The sequence below is a fragment of the Streptomyces sp. ADI96-02 genome, assembly GCF_003846185.1.
GTDB lineage: Bacteria > Actinomycetota > Actinomycetes > Streptomycetales > Streptomycetaceae > Streptomyces.
In genome coordinates, this window is the sequence record NZ_ML123034.1 from 6,033,795 (window position 1) to 6,053,433 (window position 19,639).

Annotated in this window: 14 protein-coding genes; 8 read left to right on the forward strand and 6 right to left on the reverse strand. The window is 74.0% G+C overall.

The window, feature by feature from the left end; translation table 11 throughout:
- Positions 1 to 39: 39 nt before the first annotated feature.
- Positions 40 to 1,989, reverse strand: coding sequence for a sensor histidine kinase (locus EES43_RS26405; RefSeq protein WP_124271058.1), 1,950 nt, complete (start codon positions 1,987 to 1,989; stop codon positions 40 to 42).
- Positions 1,982 to 2,704: a response regulator transcription factor gene (locus EES43_RS26410; protein WP_206430125.1), complete on the reverse strand. Its 723-nt coding sequence runs from the start codon at positions 2,702 to 2,704 to the stop codon at positions 1,982 to 1,984. Before EES43_RS26410 ends, EES43_RS26405 begins: the two co-directional genes overlap by 8 nt.
- Positions 2,705 to 2,959: 255 nt before the next feature.
- Between EES43_RS26410 and EES43_RS26415 the strand changes: the two genes are divergently transcribed.
- From EES43_RS26415 to EES43_RS26445, 7 genes are all read left to right on the forward strand, one after another.
- The gene (locus tag EES43_RS26415) at positions 2,960 to 4,261 is read left to right on the forward strand and encodes a cytochrome P450 (protein ID WP_124271059.1); all 1,302 of its coding nucleotides are present in this window, start codon (positions 2,960 to 2,962) and stop codon (positions 4,259 to 4,261) included.
- The gene (locus EES43_RS26420; protein ID WP_124271060.1) at positions 4,258 to 5,520 is read left to right on the forward strand and encodes a cytochrome P450 family protein; all 1,263 of its coding nucleotides are present in this window, start codon (positions 4,258 to 4,260) and stop codon (positions 5,518 to 5,520) included. The genes EES43_RS26415 and EES43_RS26420 overlap by 4 nt, the downstream gene beginning before the upstream one ends.
- A gap of 204 nt (positions 5,521 to 5,724) precedes the next feature.
- Positions 5,725 to 7,227, forward strand: a complete 1,503-nt coding sequence (locus EES43_RS26425) for an aldehyde dehydrogenase family protein (protein WP_124271061.1) — start codon at positions 5,725 to 5,727, stop codon at positions 7,225 to 7,227.
- 99 nt (positions 7,228 to 7,326) lie between these two features.
- Positions 7,327 to 8,928, forward strand: coding sequence for a GMC family oxidoreductase (locus EES43_RS26430; protein ID WP_124271062.1), 1,602 nt, complete (start codon positions 7,327 to 7,329; stop codon positions 8,926 to 8,928).
- Complete coding sequence (locus EES43_RS26435; protein ID WP_124271063.1) at positions 8,925 to 10,100, forward strand: quaternary amine ABC transporter ATP-binding protein; 1,176 nt, start codon at positions 8,925 to 8,927, stop codon at positions 10,098 to 10,100. Before EES43_RS26430 ends, EES43_RS26435 begins: the two co-directional genes overlap by 4 nt.
- Entirely contained in the window at positions 10,100 to 12,085 is a 1,986-nt protein-coding gene (locus tag EES43_RS26440) for an ABC transporter permease (protein WP_124271064.1), read from the forward strand. Before EES43_RS26435 ends, EES43_RS26440 begins: the two co-directional genes overlap by 1 nt.
- A 1-nt stretch (position 12,086) precedes the next feature.
- Positions 12,087 to 13,061, forward strand: coding sequence for an ABC transporter substrate-binding protein (locus tag EES43_RS26445; protein WP_124271065.1), 975 nt, complete (start codon positions 12,087 to 12,089; stop codon positions 13,059 to 13,061).
- 112 nt (positions 13,062 to 13,173) lie between these two features.
- On the opposite strand, the gene EES43_RS26450 is transcribed toward EES43_RS26445, so the two are convergent.
- The 3 genes from EES43_RS26450 to xylB form a co-directional block, all read right to left on the reverse strand.
- Positions 13,174 to 14,007 (reverse strand): hypothetical protein, encoded by an 834-nt coding sequence (locus EES43_RS26450; RefSeq protein ID WP_124271066.1) that lies wholly within the window; start codon positions 14,005 to 14,007, stop codon positions 13,174 to 13,176.
- Entirely contained in the window at positions 14,007 to 15,284 is a 1,278-nt protein-coding gene (locus EES43_RS26455; RefSeq protein WP_124271067.1) for a VWA domain-containing protein, read from the reverse strand. Before EES43_RS26455 ends, EES43_RS26450 begins: the two co-directional genes overlap by 1 nt.
- A 95-nt stretch (positions 15,285 to 15,379) precedes the next feature.
- Complete coding sequence (xylB, locus tag EES43_RS26460) at positions 15,380 to 16,867, reverse strand: xylulokinase (RefSeq protein ID WP_124271068.1); 1,488 nt, start codon at positions 16,865 to 16,867, stop codon at positions 15,380 to 15,382.
- Between the two features lie 221 nt (positions 16,868 to 17,088).
- On the opposite strand from xylB, the gene xylA reads away from it, so the two are divergent.
- On the forward strand, positions 17,089 to 18,255 hold the full coding sequence (gene xylA / locus EES43_RS26465; RefSeq protein ID WP_124271069.1) for a xylose isomerase: 1,167 nt from the start codon (positions 17,089 to 17,091) through the stop codon (positions 18,253 to 18,255).
- 46 nt (positions 18,256 to 18,301) lie between these two features.
- Here xylA and EES43_RS26470 read toward each other — a convergent pair whose 3' ends face one another.
- Positions 18,302 to 19,549 carry an ROK family protein gene (locus EES43_RS26470; protein WP_124271070.1) on the reverse strand — a complete coding sequence of 416 codons (1,248 nt, stop codon included), beginning with the start codon at positions 19,547 to 19,549 and terminating at the stop codon, positions 18,302 to 18,304.
- Positions 19,550 to 19,639 lie beyond the last annotated feature (90 nt).

Below are 19,639 nucleotides of genomic sequence, written 5' to 3' on the forward strand. Positions count from 1 at the left end.
GGCAGGGAGCCAGACTGACGCGGAGTTATGAGGAAGCTGTCAGGACGCTGTCGTCATCTGTTCAGAACCGGCGGGAAGGCGCAGCCGGAAGGCCGACCCCGCGCCCTCCACGCTCGTCGCGCTCGCCGTACCGCCGTGGGCCTCGGCCAGCTTGCGGACGATGGCGAGGCCGAGGCCGCTTCCCCCGGTGCGCCGGTTGCGGGACTTCTCCGCCCGCCAGAACCGGTCGAAGACGTACGGGAGATCGGCGGCGGCGATGCCGGTCCCGGTGTCCGCCACCTCGATCACCACCTGGCCGGCCGGCCCCCGCCCCGCCTCCGACGGGGGCCCGGACTCGTCGGCGTACGCGCACAGCGTCACCGTCCCGCCCCGAGGGGTGTGGCGCACCGCGTTGGAGACCAGGTTGCCCACCGCCTGCCGGAGGCGGACCGGGTCCGCGCACAGGGCGGGGACCGGAGCGCCGAACCGTACGCCGAGCGTTACCCCGGCGGTCTCGGCCCGTGCCTGGTGGGCGGCGGCGACCTGGCTCAACAGCTCCTCGACCACGACCGGTTCGGGATGCAGACGCAGCACACCGGCGTCGGCGGCGGCCAGGTCCTGGAGGTCGTCGATGATGTGCTGGAGCTGCACCGCCTCCTCCAGCAGCGAGGAGACGAACGCCGGATCCGGGTCGGCCAGCCCGTCCTGGGCCGCCTCCAGCCAGCCGCGGATGTTGCTCAGCGGGGTGCGCAGCTCGTGGGCGACGTCGCTGACCATGGCCTTGCGCTGCTCCTCCAGCCGGGCCCGGTGCGCCGACATGTCGTTGAAGGCCGCGGCCAGCCGCCCGATCTCGTCGTCCGTCGTGACCGGGACCGAGGCGTGCTCCTCGCCGTCCCGCATCCGCTGCGCCGCCCCGGTCAGCGCGTGCAGCGGACGCACCAGCCGGGCGCCCGCGAACACCGACGCGCCCACCGTGAGGGCCAGGACCAGCGCGGCGGCCCCGGCGATCTCGGCGGTGTTCGCGGGCGACAGGTCGAAGCCCGGCACCGTGGCGCCCGACTCGTCCCCGATGAACAGGAGCGCGGGGGAGGCCACGTACGAACTGAGCTGTTCGCTGCGGGCGGTGGTCACGCAGGAGGCGATGGCCCGGTCGTCCTCACCGGTGCGCCGCGGCCGGACCGCCGGGGCGGACGCTTTGCCGAGCGCGTCGCTCGGCGGCACCGCGCTCGGCTGCGGCTGCGGCAGGACCTTCTCGCTCCAGGACAGGTCCTCGTTCAGCGTGACGCCGTCGCGGCCCTGGCGCTTCAGGCACGCGTCGGCCAGTCGGTCGAGCGCGCCGAGCGCCTTCTTCTCGGACCGCGTGAGCGCGTTCAGCTCCGAGGCGTCGCACCGGGTGCCGAGCACGCGTTGCGGATTGTTGCCGACGGCCTGCACGCGGGGGCGACCGCTCGGCCCGACGACCACGTCGGAGGCGATCCCCGCCTCGTTCAGGCACGCCACGTTCCGTTCGGCGAGGCGGCGCAGCGACGTGCGCTCGGCCGCCGACAGCCGGAACGGGCCCACGGCCCGCGGGTCGATCCGGTCGGCGGCGGCGTCCTGCCGGTCGGCGCTCCGCGCCGCCGGCGCTGTGTCCACGGACAACGGGTCGACCACCGCGGAGGCCCGCGGCGGCAGGGCGGGCGCGGTCGGCTCGGTGGCGGAGTCGGCGATCGGCGCCCGGCCCTGCGTGGTCAGGGCGACGCGGCGGCCCGACTGCCGGGCCAGCTCCCGCACGGTCGCGCCGACCCCGTCCCAGGTCGGGTTGCGCGCGGCGTAGCCCAGCAGTGTGTCGTGGATACGGGCGTCCGCGGCGAGGTTCTGCCCCTGCTCCTGCTTGATCGCGCCGGACGTCGTCCGCACCGCGAGCCAGGCGGTGGCCGCCACCGAGCACGCGGCGACCAGCACCGACACCGCCAGCAGCCGGCCCAGCAGGCTCCGCCGCAGCGGCAGCCGAGCCCGCTTGCTACGCACGCCGCTCGCCCTTCGCCGGATCGGTGAGCTTGTAGCCGACGCCGAAGACGGTGAGCAGCCGTACGGGCTTGCGCGGCGCGGGCTCGATCTTCTTGCGCAGGTTCATGATGTGCACGTCCACGGTCCGGTCGCTGCTGTAGCGGTCGAACCCGTGCAGTTCCTCCAGGAGGCGCGGCCGGCTGAAGACCCGGTCCGGACCGGCGGCCAGCGCGGCCAGGATGCGGAACTCGCCGCGGGTGCACTCCACCGGCACACCCTCCACCGTGACCTCGTGCCGCTCCGGGTCGACGGCGAGGCCGCCCACCCGCAGGACCGGGCCGTCGTCGGCCGGAGCCGCCGCGCCGGGACGCCGCGCCCGGCGCAGCAGCGTGCGGACGCGGGCCATCAGCTCGCGGGGGCTGTACGGCTTGGTCATGTAGTCGTCCGCGCCGAGGTCGAGCCCGAGCAGCAGGTCGTCCTCGGTGGTGCGGGCGGTCAGCATCAGCACGGGCAGCTCGCGGCGCTCGGCGCGCAGTACGCGCACCACGTCCAGGCCGTCGGCCCGCGGCATCATGACGTCCAGCACGAGCAGGTCGGGCTCCTTGTGCCGTACGGCGTCGAGCGCGGCGAGGCCGTCGCCCACGATCCGCACGGCGTGACCCTCCCGTTCGAGATAGCGCCGTACCAGTTCGGCCTGCTTCTCGTCGTCCTCGGCGACCACCACGTCTGCGCACACCCGGCCGATCGTAGAGCGCGTCGTGCCGGGCCTCCGTCCCGGGACCGGACCCGGCGCCCCGGCGGGCAGATCGTCTCCCGCACCCTGTGGTGATCGTTCCCTGGCGGATATCATCCGTTTACAGTCGCTCGAAGATCATTTATTGAGCACAAAGTGCACGATCAACCTCCTATCCTTGGCCGAATCTCCTTATAGTGGTCCCGCGTTGATCGTATGGTCACAACGCGTGAAGCCGCCGCCACTGGAGTCCGTACGATGACGAACCCCTCGTCCGCCACGCCCGCGCCCCCGACCGGAACCCGCGGCGGCTGCCCCATGGGAGCCGGTGCCGGGGCCGTTCCGCTCAGCGGCCCCGGCTTCCACTCCGAACCCCGCGCCTTCTACCGCACCCTGCGGCGCGAGCACGGACCCGTCGTCCCCGTCGAACTGCCCGGCGGCTTTCCCGCCTGGCTGGTGATCGGCTACCGGGAGCTGCACCAGGTCACCACGGACGCCGAGTTGTTCCCCCGTGACGTCAGCCTGTGGAACCAGTGGGAGCACATCCCCGAGGACTGGCCGCTGCGCCCCATGGTCGGCAGCCCGGCGCCCTCGATCTACTTCACCGCCGGGGCCGAGCACCGCCGTCACGTGGACATGGTGGTGCCCGCGCTCGAAGGCGCCGATCCCTTCGAGATCCGGCAGCACTGCGAGCAGTTGGCGGACCGGCTCATCGACGCGGTGTGCAGCCGGGGCACCGCCGACCTGGTGTCCGAGTACGCCGAACCGCTGCCCCTGCTCGTCCTGGCGCGGCTCATCGGCTTCCCCGACCACGACGGCGCCGACATCGCCCGGGTGCTCAAGGACCTCGCCGACGGAGGGCCCGGCGCCCAGGAGGCGAACCTGCGGTTCGGGGAGCACATGCGCCGGCTGGTCGCCGCCAAGCGCGCGGAGCCCGGCGACGACCTGACCTCCCGGATGCTCGCCCACCCCGAACCGTTCACCGACGAGGAGTACGTGCTCGACCTCATGGCCGTCACCGCCGCCGGCCACCTGACCACCGCCGCCTGGATCAGCAACTCCACCCAGCTGATGCTCACCGAGGACCAGTTCGCCGACTCCCTGTCGGGCGGTCGGCACAGTGTCGCCGAGGCCATGAACGAAGTCCTCTGGGAGGACGCGCCGACGCAGATCCTGGCCGGACGCTGGGCCGCCCGGGACGCCCGGCTCGGCGGACAGGACATCGCCCGCGGCGACCTGCTGCTCCTCGGGCTCGGCCCCGCCAACGCCGATCCGCACATCCGGCAGCAGGTCTCGCCCGCCGTCGTCCGCTCCGGACAGGGCGGCAACAACGCCCATCTCGCCTTCAGCCACGGCGAGTACCGCTGCCCGTTCCCCGCGCAGGAGATCGCCGAGATCATCGCGCGCACCGGCATCGAGGTGCTGCTGGACCGCCTGCCCGACCTCGAACTCGCCGTCCCGGCCGCGGAGCTGGTGCGCAGGCCGTCCGCGTTCCTGCGCGGCATGACCGCGCTGCCCGTCCGCTTCACACCCGTACGCTCGACAGGAGACGCGCTGTGAACTGTCCGCACGCCGCCGCCCAGGCCGCTCCGGCCCCCGGTCCGAAGGGCGAGAGCATCGCCATCGACCCGATGGTGCGGGACCTGGACGGTGAGACCGCCCGGCTGCGCGACGCCGGCGTCCTCGCCCGGATCGACCTGCTCGGCGTCCCCGCCTGGGCCGTGACCCGGCACGCCGAGGCCCGCCGACTGCTCGTGGACCAGCGGCTGGTGAAGGACATCAACGCCTGGGAGCTGTGGCGGAGCGGCGAGGTGACCCGTGACTGGCCGCTGATCGGGATGGTCGACGCGGGCCGCTCCATGTTCACCGTGGACGGGGCCGAGCACCGGCGGCTGCGCGCCAAGACCTCGCAGGCGCTCACCCCGCGCCGGCTGGAGGCGATCCGCCCGGACATCGAGAAGTTCACCGAGGAACTGCTCGACACCCTCGCCGCCCAGGGCGCCGGCGGCGAAGTCGTCGACCTGAAGGCGGTGTTCGCACAGCCGCTGCCGATGCGGGTGGTCGGCATGCTCATGGGGGTCGACGAATCCCAGCACGCGATGCTGACGCAGCGGTACAAGGCGTTCTTCTCCATGCTCACCCCGCAGGAGGAACGCCTCGCGCTGCTCGCCGAGTTGGACGTCTTCTACGCCGAGCTGGTGCGGGAGCGGACGGCCCGGCCCGGGGACGACCTCACCAGCGCCCTCATCCTGGCCGAGGAGGGCGGCGACCCGCTCACCGAGGAGGAGGTGATCGGCAACCTCAAGGCCATGGTCGCCGCCGGGCACGAGACCACGATCGGGCTCATCCTCAACGCCGTACGCGCCCTCCTGGCCAACCCCGGACAACTGCGCAAGGTGCTGGCGGGCGAGGTGGGCTGGGGCGCGGTGATCGAGGAGACGCTGCGCTGGGACACGCCGACCACCCACCTCCTGATGCGGTTCGCCACCGAGGACGTCACCGTCGGCGACGAGGTGATCCGGAAGGGGGAGGGCGTCGTCATCTCCTACCGGGCGATCGGGCGCGACGTCCAGCAGCACGGCGACGACGCCGACGCCTTCGACGTCACCCGCCCCGCGCCCATCCGGCACATGACCTTCGGGCACGGCCCGCACATCTGCCCCGGCGCCGCGCTCTCGCGGGTCGAGGCAGGCGTGGCGCTGCCCGCGCTGTTCGCCCGCTTCCCGGGACTCCGGCTCGCCGTCCCGGACGAGGAGATCGCCAAGCTACCGGTGATGACGCAGAACGACATGGCGGCCTTCCCGGTGCTGCTGAGCTGATCCGGGCCGCCCGAGTGCCCCGTATGCCCTGCTATGCCTGCCCGTCGAGTGAAGCGCATCACTCAGCGTGAAATTCTAGGCATACATTCCGCCGGACCGGGGAGGGGTCCAGGCCGCTGGTGCGGCCGTACCCCGGTCCACCGGGCAGGACGCCCCCGGACGAACCGCCGGGGGCATGTCGGGCACGGAAGGCAGAAACACGACATGGCGGCGCTCAGTACGATCCACATCGACGGCACCTGGCGGGCCGCCGGGTCCGGTGCGACGCGCGAGGTGCTCGACCCCGCCGACGCCACCGTCCTGGCCGTCGTCGCCGAGGGCGGCGTCGAGGACACCGACGCGGCCGTCGCCGCCGCCCGGCGCGCCTTCGACGACGGCCCCTGGCCGCACAGGCCCGTCGCCGAGCGGGCCGCGCTGCTGCGCCGGGTCGCCGAGCTGCTCCGGCGCGACCGCGAGGAGATCGCGATCACCGAGAGCCGCGACACCGGCAAGACCCTGGAGGAGGGCCGCGTCGACGTCGACGACGTCACCAACGCCTTCCGCTACTTCGCCGACCTCGTAATGAACGAGAGCGGCGGCCGGGTCGTCGACGCGGGCGACCCCGACGTGCACAGCGTCGTCGTCCACGAACCCGTCGGCGTCTGCGCCCTGATCGCCCCCTGGAACTACCCCCTCCTCCAGGCCAGCTGGAAGATCGCCCCGGCCCTCGCCGCCGGCAACACCTTCGTGCTCAAGCCCAGCGAGGTCACCCCGCTGTCCACCGTGCACCTGATCAGGCTGCTGGCCGAGGCCGGGCTTCCGGACGGGGCCGCCAACCTGGTCACCGGCGCGGGCGACCCCGTCGGCGCACGCCTCTCCGAGCACCCCGACGTCGACCTGGTCTCCTTCACCGGCGGCCTCGCCAGCGGCACCAAGGTCGCCCAGGCCGCCGCCCCCACCGTGAAGAAGGTGGCGCTGGAGCTCGGCGGCAAGAACCCCAACGTCGTCTTCGCCGACGCCTGCGCCACCGACGACGGCTTCGACACCGCCGTCGACCAGGCGCTGAACGCCGCCTTCTTCCACAGCGGCCAGGTCTGCTCCGCCGGCGCCCGCCTGATCGTCCAGGACACCGTCAGCGAGCGCTTCGTCACCGAGCTGGCCCGCCGCGCCGACGCCATCCGCCTCGGCCGGGGCACCGTCGACGGCGTCGAGTGCGGCCCGCTCGTCTCGGCCCAGCAGCTCGCCAAGGTCGAGGCGTACGTCGCCTCCGCCCGGGAGGAGGGCGCGGTCGTCCGCGCCGGCGGGCACCGCCCCGAGCCCTCCGGCACACGGCCCGCCGACGGCTACTTCTACCGGCCGACCGTCCTCGACGGCTGCCACCGCGAGATGCGGGTCGTCCGCGAGGAGACCTTCGGCCCGATCCTCACCGTCGAGACCTTCCGTACCGAGGAAGAGGCCGTCACGCTCGCCAACGACACCGACTACGGCCTCGCCGGCGCCGTCTGGACCACCGACGCGGGCCGCGCCCGCCGGGTCGCCGGACGGCTGCGCCACGGCACGGTGTGGATCAACGACTACCACCCCTACCTCCCGCAGGCGGAGTGGGGCGGCTTCGGCAAGTCCGGCACCGGCCGCGAACTCGGCCCGACCGGGCTCGCCGAGTACCGCGAGTCCAAGCACATCTACCAGAACCTCAACCCGCGCCCGCAGCGCTGGTTCGCCGGCTGACGCCTGCGGGGGACCGGCCCGGACCCCACCGGGCCGGTCCTGCCCGGCTGTTCGCAGCACTACGCACACGCACGAACCTTGCAGAAGGAGCAGTGACCGATGCCCCCCACACCCCGCAGCACCGCAGTCCCCGACCCCGTCGACTACGTGATCGTCGGCGGCGGCACCGCCGGCTCGGTCATCGCCTCCCGGCTCACCGAGGACCCTGACGTCACCGTCACGGTCATCGAGGGCGGTCCCACCGACATCGACCGCGACGACGTCCTCACCCTGCGCCGCTGGCTCGGCCTCCTCGGCGGCGACCTGGACTACGACTACCCCACCACCGAGCAGCCACGCGGCAACTCCCACATCCGGCACAGCCGCGCCCGGGTGCTCGGCGGCTGCTCCTCGCACAACACGCTGATCAGCTTCAAGCCGCTGCCCGGCGACTGGGACGAATGGGCCGAGGCCGGCGCCGAGGGCTGGGACGCCGCCGCGATGGACCCGTACTTCGCCAAGCTCCGCAACAACATCGTCCCGGTCGACGAGAAGGACCGCAACGCCATCGCCCGCGACTTCGTCGAGGCCGCCCAGGAGGCGGCCGGAGTCCCGCGCGTGGACGGCTTCAACAGGAAGCCGTTCCACGAGGGCGTCGGCTTCTTCGACCTCGCCTACCACCCGGAGGACAACAAGCGCTCCTCCGCCTCCGTCGCCTACCTCCACCCCCACATCGAGGCCGGCGACCGCCCCAACCTGCGGATCCTGCTGGAGACCTGGGCCCACCGCCTGGAGTTCGACGGCGCCCGCGCCACCGGCGTCCACGTCCGCACCAAGGACGGCGAGGAGATCCTGCTGCGCGCCGCCCGCGAGGTCATCGTCTGCGCGGGCGCGGTCGACACGCCCCGGCTGCTCCTGCACTCCGGCGTCGGACCGCGCGCCGACCTCGAAGCGCTGGGCATCCCCGTCCACCACGACCTGCCGGGCGTCGGCGAGAACCTGCTCGACCACCCCGAGTCCGTGATCGTCTGGGAGACCGACGGGCCCATTCCGGAGAACTCCGCGATGGACTCCGACGCCGGGCTCTTCGTCCGCCGCGACCCCGGATCCCGGGGCCCGGACCTGATGTTCCACTTCTACCAGATCCCGTTCACCGACAACCCGGAGCGCCTCGGCTACGAGAAGCCCGAGCACGGCGTGTCGATGACCCCCAACATCCCCAAGCCGCGCAGCCGGGGCCGCCTCTACCTCACCAGCGCCGACCCCGAGGTCAAACCCGCCCTGGACTTCCGCTACTTCACCGACGAGGACGACTACGACGGCCGCACCCTGGTCGACGGCATCAAGCTCGCCCGCGAGATAGCGCGCACCGAACCGCTCGCCCACTGGCTCACGCGCGAGGTCTGCCCCGGACCGGAGATCACCTCCGACGAGGAGATCGGCGAGTACGCCCGCAAGGTCGCCCACACCGTCTACCACCCCGCCGGAACCTGCCGGATGGGCGCGCCCGACGACCACGGGGCCGTGGTGGACCCGAAATTGCGCATTCGAGGGCTGGAGGGCATCCGGATCGCCGACGCGTCCGTCTTCCCGACCATGCCCGCCGTCAACCCGATGATCGGAGTCCTCATGGTGGGCGAGAAGTGCGCGGAACTCCTCGCGAGCGAGGCGCGCGACGCCGTGCCGGTGACCGGACCCGGCACCGGAGGTGACGCGCGATGACCACGACCGCGACACGCGAGGCCGCCGACCCGGGCGCACCCCCGCAGGACGCCGTGTTCTCCGTACGCGACCTCTGGAAGGTCTTCGGCCCCAAGGCCGACCGCATCCCCGGCAGCGAGCACGCCGCGCTGCCGCCCGCCGAACTGCGCGAGCGCACCGGCTGCACCGCCGCCGTCCGCGACGTCTCCTTCGACGTCCGCCGGGGCGAGGTCTTCGTCGTCATGGGCCTGTCCGGCTCCGGCAAGTCGACCCTGGTGCGCTGCCTCACCCGGCTGATCGAGCCCACCAGCGGCACGCTCGCCATCGACGGCGAGGACGTCCTCGCCATGGACCGCACCCGGCTGCGCGAACTGCGCCGCCACCGCGCCGCGATGGTCTTCCAGCACTTCGGCCTGCTGCCGCACCGCACGGTCCTGGACAACGTCGCCTACGGCCTGGAGATCCAGGGCCTCGGCAAGGCCGAACGCCGCTCCAGGGCGGCCGGGCTGGTGGAGAAGGTCGGCCTCGCCGGACTGGAGGACCGCCGCCCCTCCCAGCTCTCCGGCGGCCAGCAGCAGCGCGTCGGACTCGCCCGCGCGCTCGCCGTCGACCCCTCCGTCCTCCTCTTCGACGAGCCGTTCAGCGCCCTGGACCCGCTGATCCGCCGCGAGATGCAGGACGAGGTGGTGCGGCTGCACCGCGAGGAGGGCCGCACCATGGTCTTCATCACCCACGACCTGAGCGAGGCCCTGCGCCTCGGCACCCGGATCGCCCTGATGCGGGACGGCGGCATCGTCCAGCTCGGCACGCCCGAGGAGATCGTGGGCTCGCCCGCCGACGACTACGTACGCGAGTTCGTCCGCGACGTGCCCCGGGAGCAGGTCCTCACCGTCGCCACGGCCATGCGGCCCCCGCTCGCCGGGGAGAGCGAGCGCGGCCCGGCCGTCCGCCCCGGGGCGACCGTCTCCGACGCCATCGAGGCGGTCGCCCGCTCCGGCGATCCCGCCGCCCGGGTGATGGACGAGGGCCGGCTCGTCGGCGTCGTCGACCGGACCGGCCTGCTCGGCGTCGTCGCCGGAACGGACGACCACCACGACCCGGCCGCCCGCACCGCCCGCCCCGACGCCTCCGACGGACGCCCCGCCGCCCCCGGACCCGACGCTCCGGACGGCACGCGCGAGGTGACCCTCTGATGGCCGCCGCCCACGCCCCCGCCGCCCGCCCGGCCCCGGCAAGCGCGCGCCGGGGGCCGTTGGCCGTACTGCGCGACCACCCGGCGGCCGGAAAGCTGCTGCTGCTCGCGCTCGTCGCCGCCGTCGCCGTACCGCTCGTCAACTCGCGCTGGGGCGGCGGCGTCTGGCCGGACGCGCTCACCGCCGACCTCTCCGGCCCGCTCGGCGACGTCACCGACTGGATCGTCTCCAACCGCGACAGCCACCCGCTGTTCCTCTACTTCTTCGGCCACATCAGCAACGCCGTCGTCCTCTCCGTACGCGGCGTCTACCTGCTCCTGCTCGCCCTCGGCTGGGCGGGCGTCACCGTACTGGCCGCCGCCGTCGCCTGGCGCGCCGCGGGCCTCCGGCTCGCCCTCACCGCGGGCGTCTCCTTCCTTCTCTGCGGGCTGCTGGGCATGTGGATGCCGACCATGCAGACGCTCGCCCTGATGGTCGTCGCGGTCCTCGCCTCCGTGCTGCTCGGCCTGCTCCTCGGCCTGGCGGCCGGGCTCTCCGACCGCACGTTCCGGGTGCTGCGCCCCGTCCTCGACACCATGCAGGTGCTGCCCGCGTTCGCGTATCTGCTGCCCGTGGTGCTGGTGTTCGGCATCGGCGTGCCCGGAGCCGTCCTCGCCACCGTCGTCTACGCGGCCCCGCCGATGGCCCGCCTCGCCGCGCTCGGCGTGCGAGGGGCCGACAGCGGCGTCATGGAGGCCGTCGCCTCGCTCGGCGCCACCGGCCGGCAGCGGCTGCTGACGGCCCGGCTGCCGCTCGCCCGCAAGGAACTGCTCCTCGGCCTCAACCAGACCATCATGATGGCGCTCTCCATGGCCGTCATCGCCTCCGTGATCGGCGCGGGCGGCCTCGGCGACCGCGTCTACCAGGCGCTCTCCTCCGTCGACGTCGGCGCGGCGCTCGCCGCCGGCATCCCGATCGTGCTGCTCGCCGTCGTGCTGGACCGTACGACGGAGGCCGCCGGCCGCCGCGTCGGCGCCGAGCCGGCCGGCCCCGCAGCCCTGCGCGGATGGCGCGGCTGGACCCTGGCCGCCGCCGTCACCGCGGCGGTCGCCGTCGCCGGCCGGCTCACCGACGGCCGGGTCTGGCCCGAGGACCTCACCGTGGCGATCGCCGGACCGGTCAACACGGCCAAGGACTGGATGGTCGACCACCTCTACACCGGGGTGCCCGTCGTCGGCGGCACCGCCGACCTGGCCGCCCAGTTCACCAGCGGCGTCCTCAACCCGCTGCGCAGCGGGCTCACCGGCCTGCCCTGGTGGTCGGTGCTCCTCGTCGTCGCCGCCCTCGCCTGGACGATCGGCACCTGGCGCACCGCCGCCACCGCGGTGCTGGCCATGGCCGCCATCGGCGTCCTCGGCGTGTGGGAGCCCTCCATGGACACGCTCAGCCAGGTGCTCGCCGCCGTCGCGGTCACCCTGGTTCTCGGCTTCGCCGTCGCCGTCGGGGCCGCCCGCAGCCGGCGTCTGGAACGCCTGCTGCGGCCGGTCCTGGACGTCTTCCAGACCATGCCGCAGTTCGTCTACCTCATCCCCGTCGTCGCCCTCTTCGGCGTCGGCCGCGCACCCGCCGCCGCAGCCGCGGTCGTCTACGCCCTGCCCGCCGTCATCCGCATCACCACACAGGGGCTGCGCGGGGTCGACCCCGCCGCGATGGAGTGCGCCCGCTCGCTCGGCGCGACGCCGGGCCAGCAACTGCGCCAGGTCCAGATCCCGTTGGCCAGGGCTTCCCTGCTCCTCGCGGTGAACCAGGCCGTCGTCCTGGTCCTCGCGGTCGTCATCATCGGCGGGCTCGTCGGATCGGGCGCACTCGGCTACCAGGTCGTCCTCGGCCTCGCCCAGGGCGACCTGGCGACCGGCCTCGTCGCCGGAGCCGCGATCGTCTGCCTCGGCCTGATGCTGGACCGGGTCACGCAGCCCACCACCCGCCGCCAGCGACAGGAGAGCTGAGATGAACCGCTCCCGCACGCGCCTGCCCGTGGCGCTCGCCTCGGCCGGCGTCCTGCTCGCCACGGCGGGCTGCGGCGCCGCCGACATGACCAAGCAGACCTCCCCGTTCGCCGCCCCCGCCGGGGTCCGCACGGTCACGCTCTCCGTCCAGTCCTGGGTGGGCGCGCAGGCGAACGTCGCCGTGGCGCGGCAGCTCCTGGAGGACGAGCTGGGCTACCGCGTCGACCTCGTCCAGACGGACGAGGTGCCCGCCTGGGACGCGCTGAGCCAGGGCCGGGTCGACGCCATCCTGGAGGACTGGGGCCACCCGGACCAGGAGAAGCTGTACGTCGACGAGAAGAGGACCATCGTCCCCGGCGGCGACCTCGGGGTCACCGGCCACATCGGCTGGTACGTGCCGAAGTACTGGGCCGACGAGAACCCGGACGTCACCGACTGGAAGAACCTCGACCGGTACGCGGACGAGCTGAGGACCGCCGAGAGCGGCGGCAAGGGCCAGCTCCTGGACGGCTCGCCCTCCTACGTCACCAACGACGTGGCGCTCGTGAAGAACCTGGACCTGGACTACAAGGTGGTCTTCGCCGGCTCCGAGGCGGCCCAGATCACCCAGATCCAGCAGTTCGCCAAGGAGAAGAAGCCCTTCCTCAGCTACTGGTACCAGCCGCAGTGGCTGTTCAACCAGGTGCCCATGGTCGAGGTGAAGCTCCCGGCGTACACCGAGTCCTGCGCGGCGAAGGCCCCCGAGGACATCGACTGCGCGTACCCGACGACGCCGCTGCGGAAGTACCTCAACGCCGACTTCGCCCAACGGGGCGACGCGGCCTCCGCGTTCCTGAAGAAGTTCCGCTGGAGCGAGAAGGAGCAGAACGAGGTCTCCGAGATGATCGCCTCGCAGAAGCTCACGCCCGAGGAGGCGGCGAAGCGCTGGATCGACGGCCACCGGGACGTCTGGAAGAAGTGGCTGCCCCGGGACTGACGGCCCGAGCCGTCCGGCCCCGGCCACGGGAGGGAGCCGGGCGGCCGAGTCGGCGCACCGCCGCGACGGGAGGGCGGGCGTACCGGCCGCGCCTCCCGTCCCGACGGGCCGGTCACACGCCGGGCGGCACCCGGCCCGGGCGTCCGCGTCCCCGCGTCAGCGAGTAGCCGCACACCGCGGCCAGCGCGGCGAGCACCCCGCCGCCCACCGTCCACAGCCACCGGTCGGTCCACCAGCCCGAGCTCCAGCCGTCCTCCGGTTCACCGGCGGCCCGCGCCGGGACGGCGGAGACCCCCGGGACCAACGGCCGGGCCAGCGCCCCGTCCACGTCGTGGGCGCCGCCCCGGTCCACGGCCGTCGCCGTCACCGCCGCCCCGATGGGCAGGCCGAGGTCGGCGTCCGGGAGGTCCAGCACCGTCAGGCGTACGTAGTAGCTGCCGGGCAGCGGATCGTCGGCCCAGGGCTCCGACCAGGCGCGCACGGTCCGCAGGACGCAGGACAGCTCCACCGAGGCCGCGTCGGCGGCGGCCTTCCTGGTCTGATGCCCGTACACGCACGCCTGACGGCGGCGCAGCCCGTCGTACACGTCGATCTGCCAGGTGGAGGCACCGCGCCGGGCGGTGCTCCCGGGGAGCTTCACCGTGGCCTCGACGGTGGCCCGCTGTCCCGCGTCGGCCGGGAAGACCCAGTACAGGTAGTCGCCCGCCGACGCCTGCGCGGTGCCGGTCTGGCCCTGGCGGAGCGCGGTCGCCGTACGGAAGGCGGTGCCGGCCTCGGTGGGGGCGGCCTCCGCGTCCGGTGGGCCCTCCCCGTCCGGGCTCGCACTCGCCGGCGGGTCCTCCGCCGAGGCGGAGCCCGCCGAGCTCAGCAGCGCCAGGCCGGTGAGCAGCGCCGCGGTGAGGGCGCGCCGCGTGCCGCGAGCACGGCGGCGAGAGGTGGTCCGCATCAGTGGGTCCTCCGTACGGTGACACGCAGGCGCGAGATCCAGCCGGTCAGCAGGCCCGCGACCAAACCGGTCAGGACGAGCACGCCGAGCGGCCACCAGCCGCGGCCGAGTCCGAAGGCCGCCGCGTCGGACGCGGCGTCCGGTCCGTCCACGAGGTCCACCGTCAGCTCGACGGGGAGCCCGGGAGTCCGCTTCACCGAGGCGGGCGCGGAGAAGGAGTGGGCGAGCTGGAGGCAGACCGTCTCGGCTGCGGGCTTGCCGCGGCCGTCGTCGCCGTCCTCCGCCGGGGGCTCGGGATAGCGCAGCCCGGACGAGATCACGTCGGTGCGCCCGGCTCCGGCCTCGGAGCCCCGGACGATCTCCCGCCCGTGCACCGTCACCGCGCGCAGCAGGACGCCGTAGTCGTCGTCGACGGCCCGGTCGGCCGCCACGCTCGCCGAGACGCGCAGCTCCTGGCCCGGCAGCACGTCGACCCGGTACCAGCGGTGTTCGCCGATCTCCTGGCGGTCGGTGTAGAGGCCGGGTGCCAGCTTCGGCGCGGCGGTGCAGCTGTCCGCGCCCTCGGTCGCCACCGGGGCGACGGCGGGTTCGGCGGCCCGGTCCACCAACTGCTTGACCCGGCCGGAGAGTTCATCGGCGTGCTGGACGGCGGTGTAGGTGCCGCCGGTCGCCTCCGCGATGCAGGTGAGCTGCTGGCGGATCTTGGCGTTGGGGACCAGGCCCAGGGTGTCGACGACCAGGTGGGTGCCGCGTGCGGCGATCTCGCGGGCCACCTCGCACGGGTCGAGCGGCCCGCAGGTGTCCTCGCCGTCCGTGATGAGGACGATCCGCCGGGTCGCCCCGCCGCCTTCGAGGTCGTCGGCCGCGCCGAGCAGTGCCGGTCCGATCGGGGTCCAGCCGGTCGGGGCGAGGGTGGCGACGGCGGTCTTGGCCTCGGTGCGGTCCAGCGGCCCGACCGGGTAGAGCTGCCGGGTGTCCTCGCAGCCGACCTTGCGGTCCTCGCCCGGGTAGTCGGCGCCGAGGGTGCGGATGCCGAGCTGCACCTCCTCGGGAACCGCGTCCAGGACGTCGTTGAACGCCCGCTTCGCCGCGGCCATCCGGGACTGGCCGTCGATGTCGCGGGTGCGCATGGAGCCGCTGACGTCGAGGACCAGTTCGACCTTGGGGGCGGCGGCGGACGGTTCGTCGGCGGCTGCGGGCAGCGCGGAGCCGAGGCCGACGGCCAGGGTGGCGAGCGCTGTCCCCACCCCGGTCGTGAGCCGTTTTCTTGTGATCATCGCCGGATCTTATGGAAAATCAGTTCGCATTCCCAACCGTGTCCACCGTCCTCTGCCGACGGCCGGCCGACCGGGACGCTGAGCAGCCCGCGCCGCTACGGAGCGCTCGACAGCAACGGCTCCGCGGCGCGCTCCAGCACCGAGCCGATCCGCTGCCACGTCTCCATGTCCCGTTCCACCGGGTCGAACTGACGGTACGTCGACGCGTCCGCCCAGGACGACGCCAGCGCCACGGGGTCGCCGCCGCCCGCCGCCGAGGCGGCGAGCGCCGCCGCGCCGAGGGCCACCAGCTCGACGCTGCCCGGCAGGACGAGCGGACGGCCGGAGAGCCGGCGTACCGTCTCCACCCAGAGCCGTCCCCGCGCCCCGCCGCCGATCAGGCGCAACGGGCGGGCGGCGACCTCGGGGGCGTCGGGGTCGAGTCCGCAGGCGCGCAGCAGTTCGTCCAGCGCCCGCAGGACGGTGAACACCGCGCCCTCGTAGGCGGCGCCGAGCAGTTGCTGCGGCGTGGTGTCGTGGCGCAGGCCGGTCAGCAGCCCCGCCGCGTCCGGCAGGTCGGGGGTGCGTTCGCCGTCGAGGTAGGGGAGCAGGACGGCGTCACCGCCGGCTGCCGCGTCCTCGCGGTGCAGGCCCAGCAGGGCGGCGATCCGGTCCACGGCGAGCGTGCAGTTGAGCGTGCAGGCCAGCGGGAGGTAGGTGCCGTCGGCGGCGGCGAAGCCGGAGAGCGCGGCCGAGGCGGGCCGGGCGCGGGAGGCGGCGAAGACCGTGCCGGACGTGCCGAGGCTGAGGGCGGGGTGGTCCAGCAGCCCCGCGCCGCCCAGTCCGAGGCCCACCGCGGCGCTCATGTTGTCGCCGGTGCCCGCCGCGACCGCGATGCCGGCCTCCAGCCCCAGGGCGTCGGCCGCCGCCTCGGTGAGGGAGCCGATCCTCGCCGCCCCGGTCGGCGCTACGGTGGGCAGCAGGGCGGCGTCGAGTCCGAGGAGGTCCAGCAGCGCGGGGTCGTAGGAACCGGTCGCGGTGGAGTACCAGCCGGTGCCGGAGGCGTCGCCGGGGTCGGTGGCCGCGACGCCCGAGAGGCGTTCGGTGAGGAAGTCGTGGGGAAGGCGGACGGCCGCGGCGGCGTCCGCGCTCGCCGCGTCGTGCTCCCGCAGCCACCGCCACTTGCCGGCGGTGATCGAGGCGACCGGCACGCTGCCGGTCCGCGCGGTCCAGGCCCCGGGCCCGCCGAGCGCGGCGGTGAGCCGCGCGGCCTGCGGGGCGGAGCGGGTGTCGTTCCACAGGAGCGCCGGGCGCAGCGGCCGGCCGGCCCGGTCCAGCACGACGAGCCCGTGCTGCTGCCCGGCGACCGCGATCCCGGTCACGGCGCGGCCGGGCAGGCCGGACTCCTTCAGCCCGGCGGCGACCGCGTCGCCGAGCGCCCGCCACCAGACCTCCGGATCGCTCTCCCGCGCGCCGTTCTCGCCGGTGACGACGTGCGGGGCGCGTCCGACGGCGAGTTGCTCGCCGGTGGCGGCGTCGACGACGGCGGCCTTGGTGGACTGGGTGGAACTGTCCACGCCGATGACGACGGTACGTGACGGCATGGCGGCCTCTTTCGCTGTACGGGTGCGGGTGGGGGCATTAGGGCGTGCGGCGAACAAATTACGGGACGCGCGGCCGGGGCGACAGGCATTCGGCCACCTTCGATGCCGCCCGTGGGGTTACGCGTGAGTGAGGCCGGGTGCATCATTAGTAATGACACTAAACAAATAGGGGTGCCGGCTCACGGCCGGGCTCCCGTACGGCAGGCGAAGGCGGTCGGACGATGACGGAACGCTTCACCCCCACCCCCGAGGACAAGTTCAGTTTCGGCCTGTGGACCGTGGGCTGGCAGGGCCGCGACCCCTTCGGCGACGCCACCCGCGCGCCCGTCGACCCCGTCGAGTCGGTCCGCCGCCTCGCGGAACTGGGCGCCTGGGGCGTGACCTTCCACGACGACGACCTGATCCCCTTCGGCTCGCCGGAACCGGAGCGCGAGAGGATCGTCAAGCGCTTCCGGCAGGCCGTCGACGCCGGCGGGCTGGTCGTGCCCATGGTGACGACGAACCTCTTCACCCACCCGGTCTTCAAGGACGGCGCGTTCACCGCCAACGACCGGGACGTACGGCGCTTCGCGCTCCGCAAGACCCTGCGCAACATCGACCTCGCCGTCGAACTGGGCGCCACCACCTTCGTCGCGTGGGGAGGCCGCGAGGGGTCGGAGTCCGGCGCGGCGAAGGACGTCCGCCTCGCCCTCCACCGGATGAAGGAGGCGTTCGACCTGCTGGGCGAGTACGTCACCGAGCAGGGCTACGACCTCCGCTTCGCCATCGAGCCCAAGCCGAACGAGCCGCGCGGCGACATCCTGCTGCCCACCATCGGCCACGCGCTGGCCTTCATCGAGCGCCTGGAGCGCCCCGAACTGGTCGGCGTCAACCCGGAGACGGGGCACGAGCAGATGGCCGGGCTCAACTTCCCGCACGGCATCGCCCAGGCGATGTGGGCGGACAAGCTCTTCCACATCGACCTCAACGGGCAGTCCGGCATCAAGTACGACCAGGACCTGAGGTTCGGGGCGGGCGACCTGCGCCAGGCGTTCTGGCTGGTCGACCTGTTGGAGAGCGGCTACGAGGGGCCGCGCCACTTCGACTTCAAGCCGCCGCGCACCGAGGACCACGAAGGAGTCCGGGCCTCGGCGGCGGGCTGCATGCGCAACTACCTCATCCTCAAGGAGCGCGTGGCCGCCTTCCGCTCCGACCCCGAGGTCCGGGCGGCGCTGCGCGCCTCCCGCCTGGACGAACTGGCGCGCCCCACCGCCGAGAAGGGCCTCGCGAGCCTGCTCGCCGACCGCACGGCGTACGAGGACTTCGACGTGGACGCAGCCGCCGCACGCGGCATGGCCTTCGAGGCGCTGGACCAGCTCGCCATGGACCACCTGCTCGGCGTGCGCTGACGGGGCGCGGCGCTCCCCCGACCCGGGGGCGCCGCGACGCACCGGTTCAGCTCCGGGCCGGCTCCGCGTACGCCACCGGGTCGTCCAGCACGTCCCGCACCACCAGCGCCGCCGCGCCCCGCGCCGCGTCCCCGGCCACCGACGAGGCGCGCAGCCGGCCGCTGCCCCGGGACCACAGGCCCGACACCACACGGCCGGCCAGCTCCTCGTCGGCCGGCGGCGACAGCCACGGCATCAGGCCCCGGTAGATCCCGCCGAGCACCACCGCGTCCGGGTCGACCAGGTTCACCGCGCCCGACAGCACCCGGCCGAGCATCCGCCCGGCCTCCCCGACCGCCGCGACCGCCCGCGCGTCCCCGGCCCGCGCGCGCCGCTCCAGCTCCAGGACCCCGGCGCCCCCGCCGGCCCCGTCCACGCCGGCCGCCCGCAGCAGCGCCGCCTGCCCCGCGTACTGCTCCAGGCAGCCCCGCGAACCGCACCGGCACTCGGGGCCCGCCGGGTCCACCACCACGTGGCCGATCTCCCCGGCGAAGCCGTGCGCCCCGCGCAGCAGTTCGCCGCCCAGCACCAGCGCGCCGCCGACGCCGATCTCGCCGGTCAGGTAGAGGAAGCTGCGGATCCCTCCGAGGCCGCCGAACCACAGTTCGGCCAGGGCCGCGAGGTTGGCCTCGTTCTCCGAGGCGACCGGCAGCACGCCGTCTCCGGGACGCAGCGCCGCGAGGGCGTCGGCGAACAGCTCCTGGGCCGGGACCTGGTTCCAGCCGAGGTTCGGGGCCTGGCGCACCGAGCCGCCGGAAACCAGCCCCGGCAGGGCCAGCGCCGCGCCCACCGGCCGCAGCTCCTGCTCCCGGGCGGAGTCCAGGGTCCGCGCGGCGATCCGGGCCGCGCGGGCGAGGACGTCTTCGGCGGACGCGCCCCGGTTGTCGAGGTGTTCGGTCTGCCGGACCCGCCCGGTGCCCGCCAGATCCACCACGCAGACCGACACGTAGTCGATGTTGATCTCCACGCCGAGCCCGGCCGGCCCCGTTCGGGCCACTTTGAGCGCGGTGCCGGGGCGTCCGGCCTGGCCGCTGAACGTCTTGCCCGACTCGGTGAGGAACCCGGTGTCCATGAGCTGTTCGACGAGCGAGGACACCGCGGCGCGGGTCAGGCCGACGCGGGCGGCGACCCCGGCCCGGGTCGCCTCGCCGCTCTCGCCCTCGTCCCGCACGGCACGCAGGACCAGGCTCAGGTTGTGCCGTCGCACGGTGTCCTTGTCGGCCTTGGGCCCCAGCGGAGTGAGGATACTCTTCATGTCGCCGCCGAGCCTATGCGATGCGACGCCGCACGGGGCACGCGCAGGGCCCGGTCGCGCCGGCGCGGGGCCGGGCGCGACCGGGCCCTT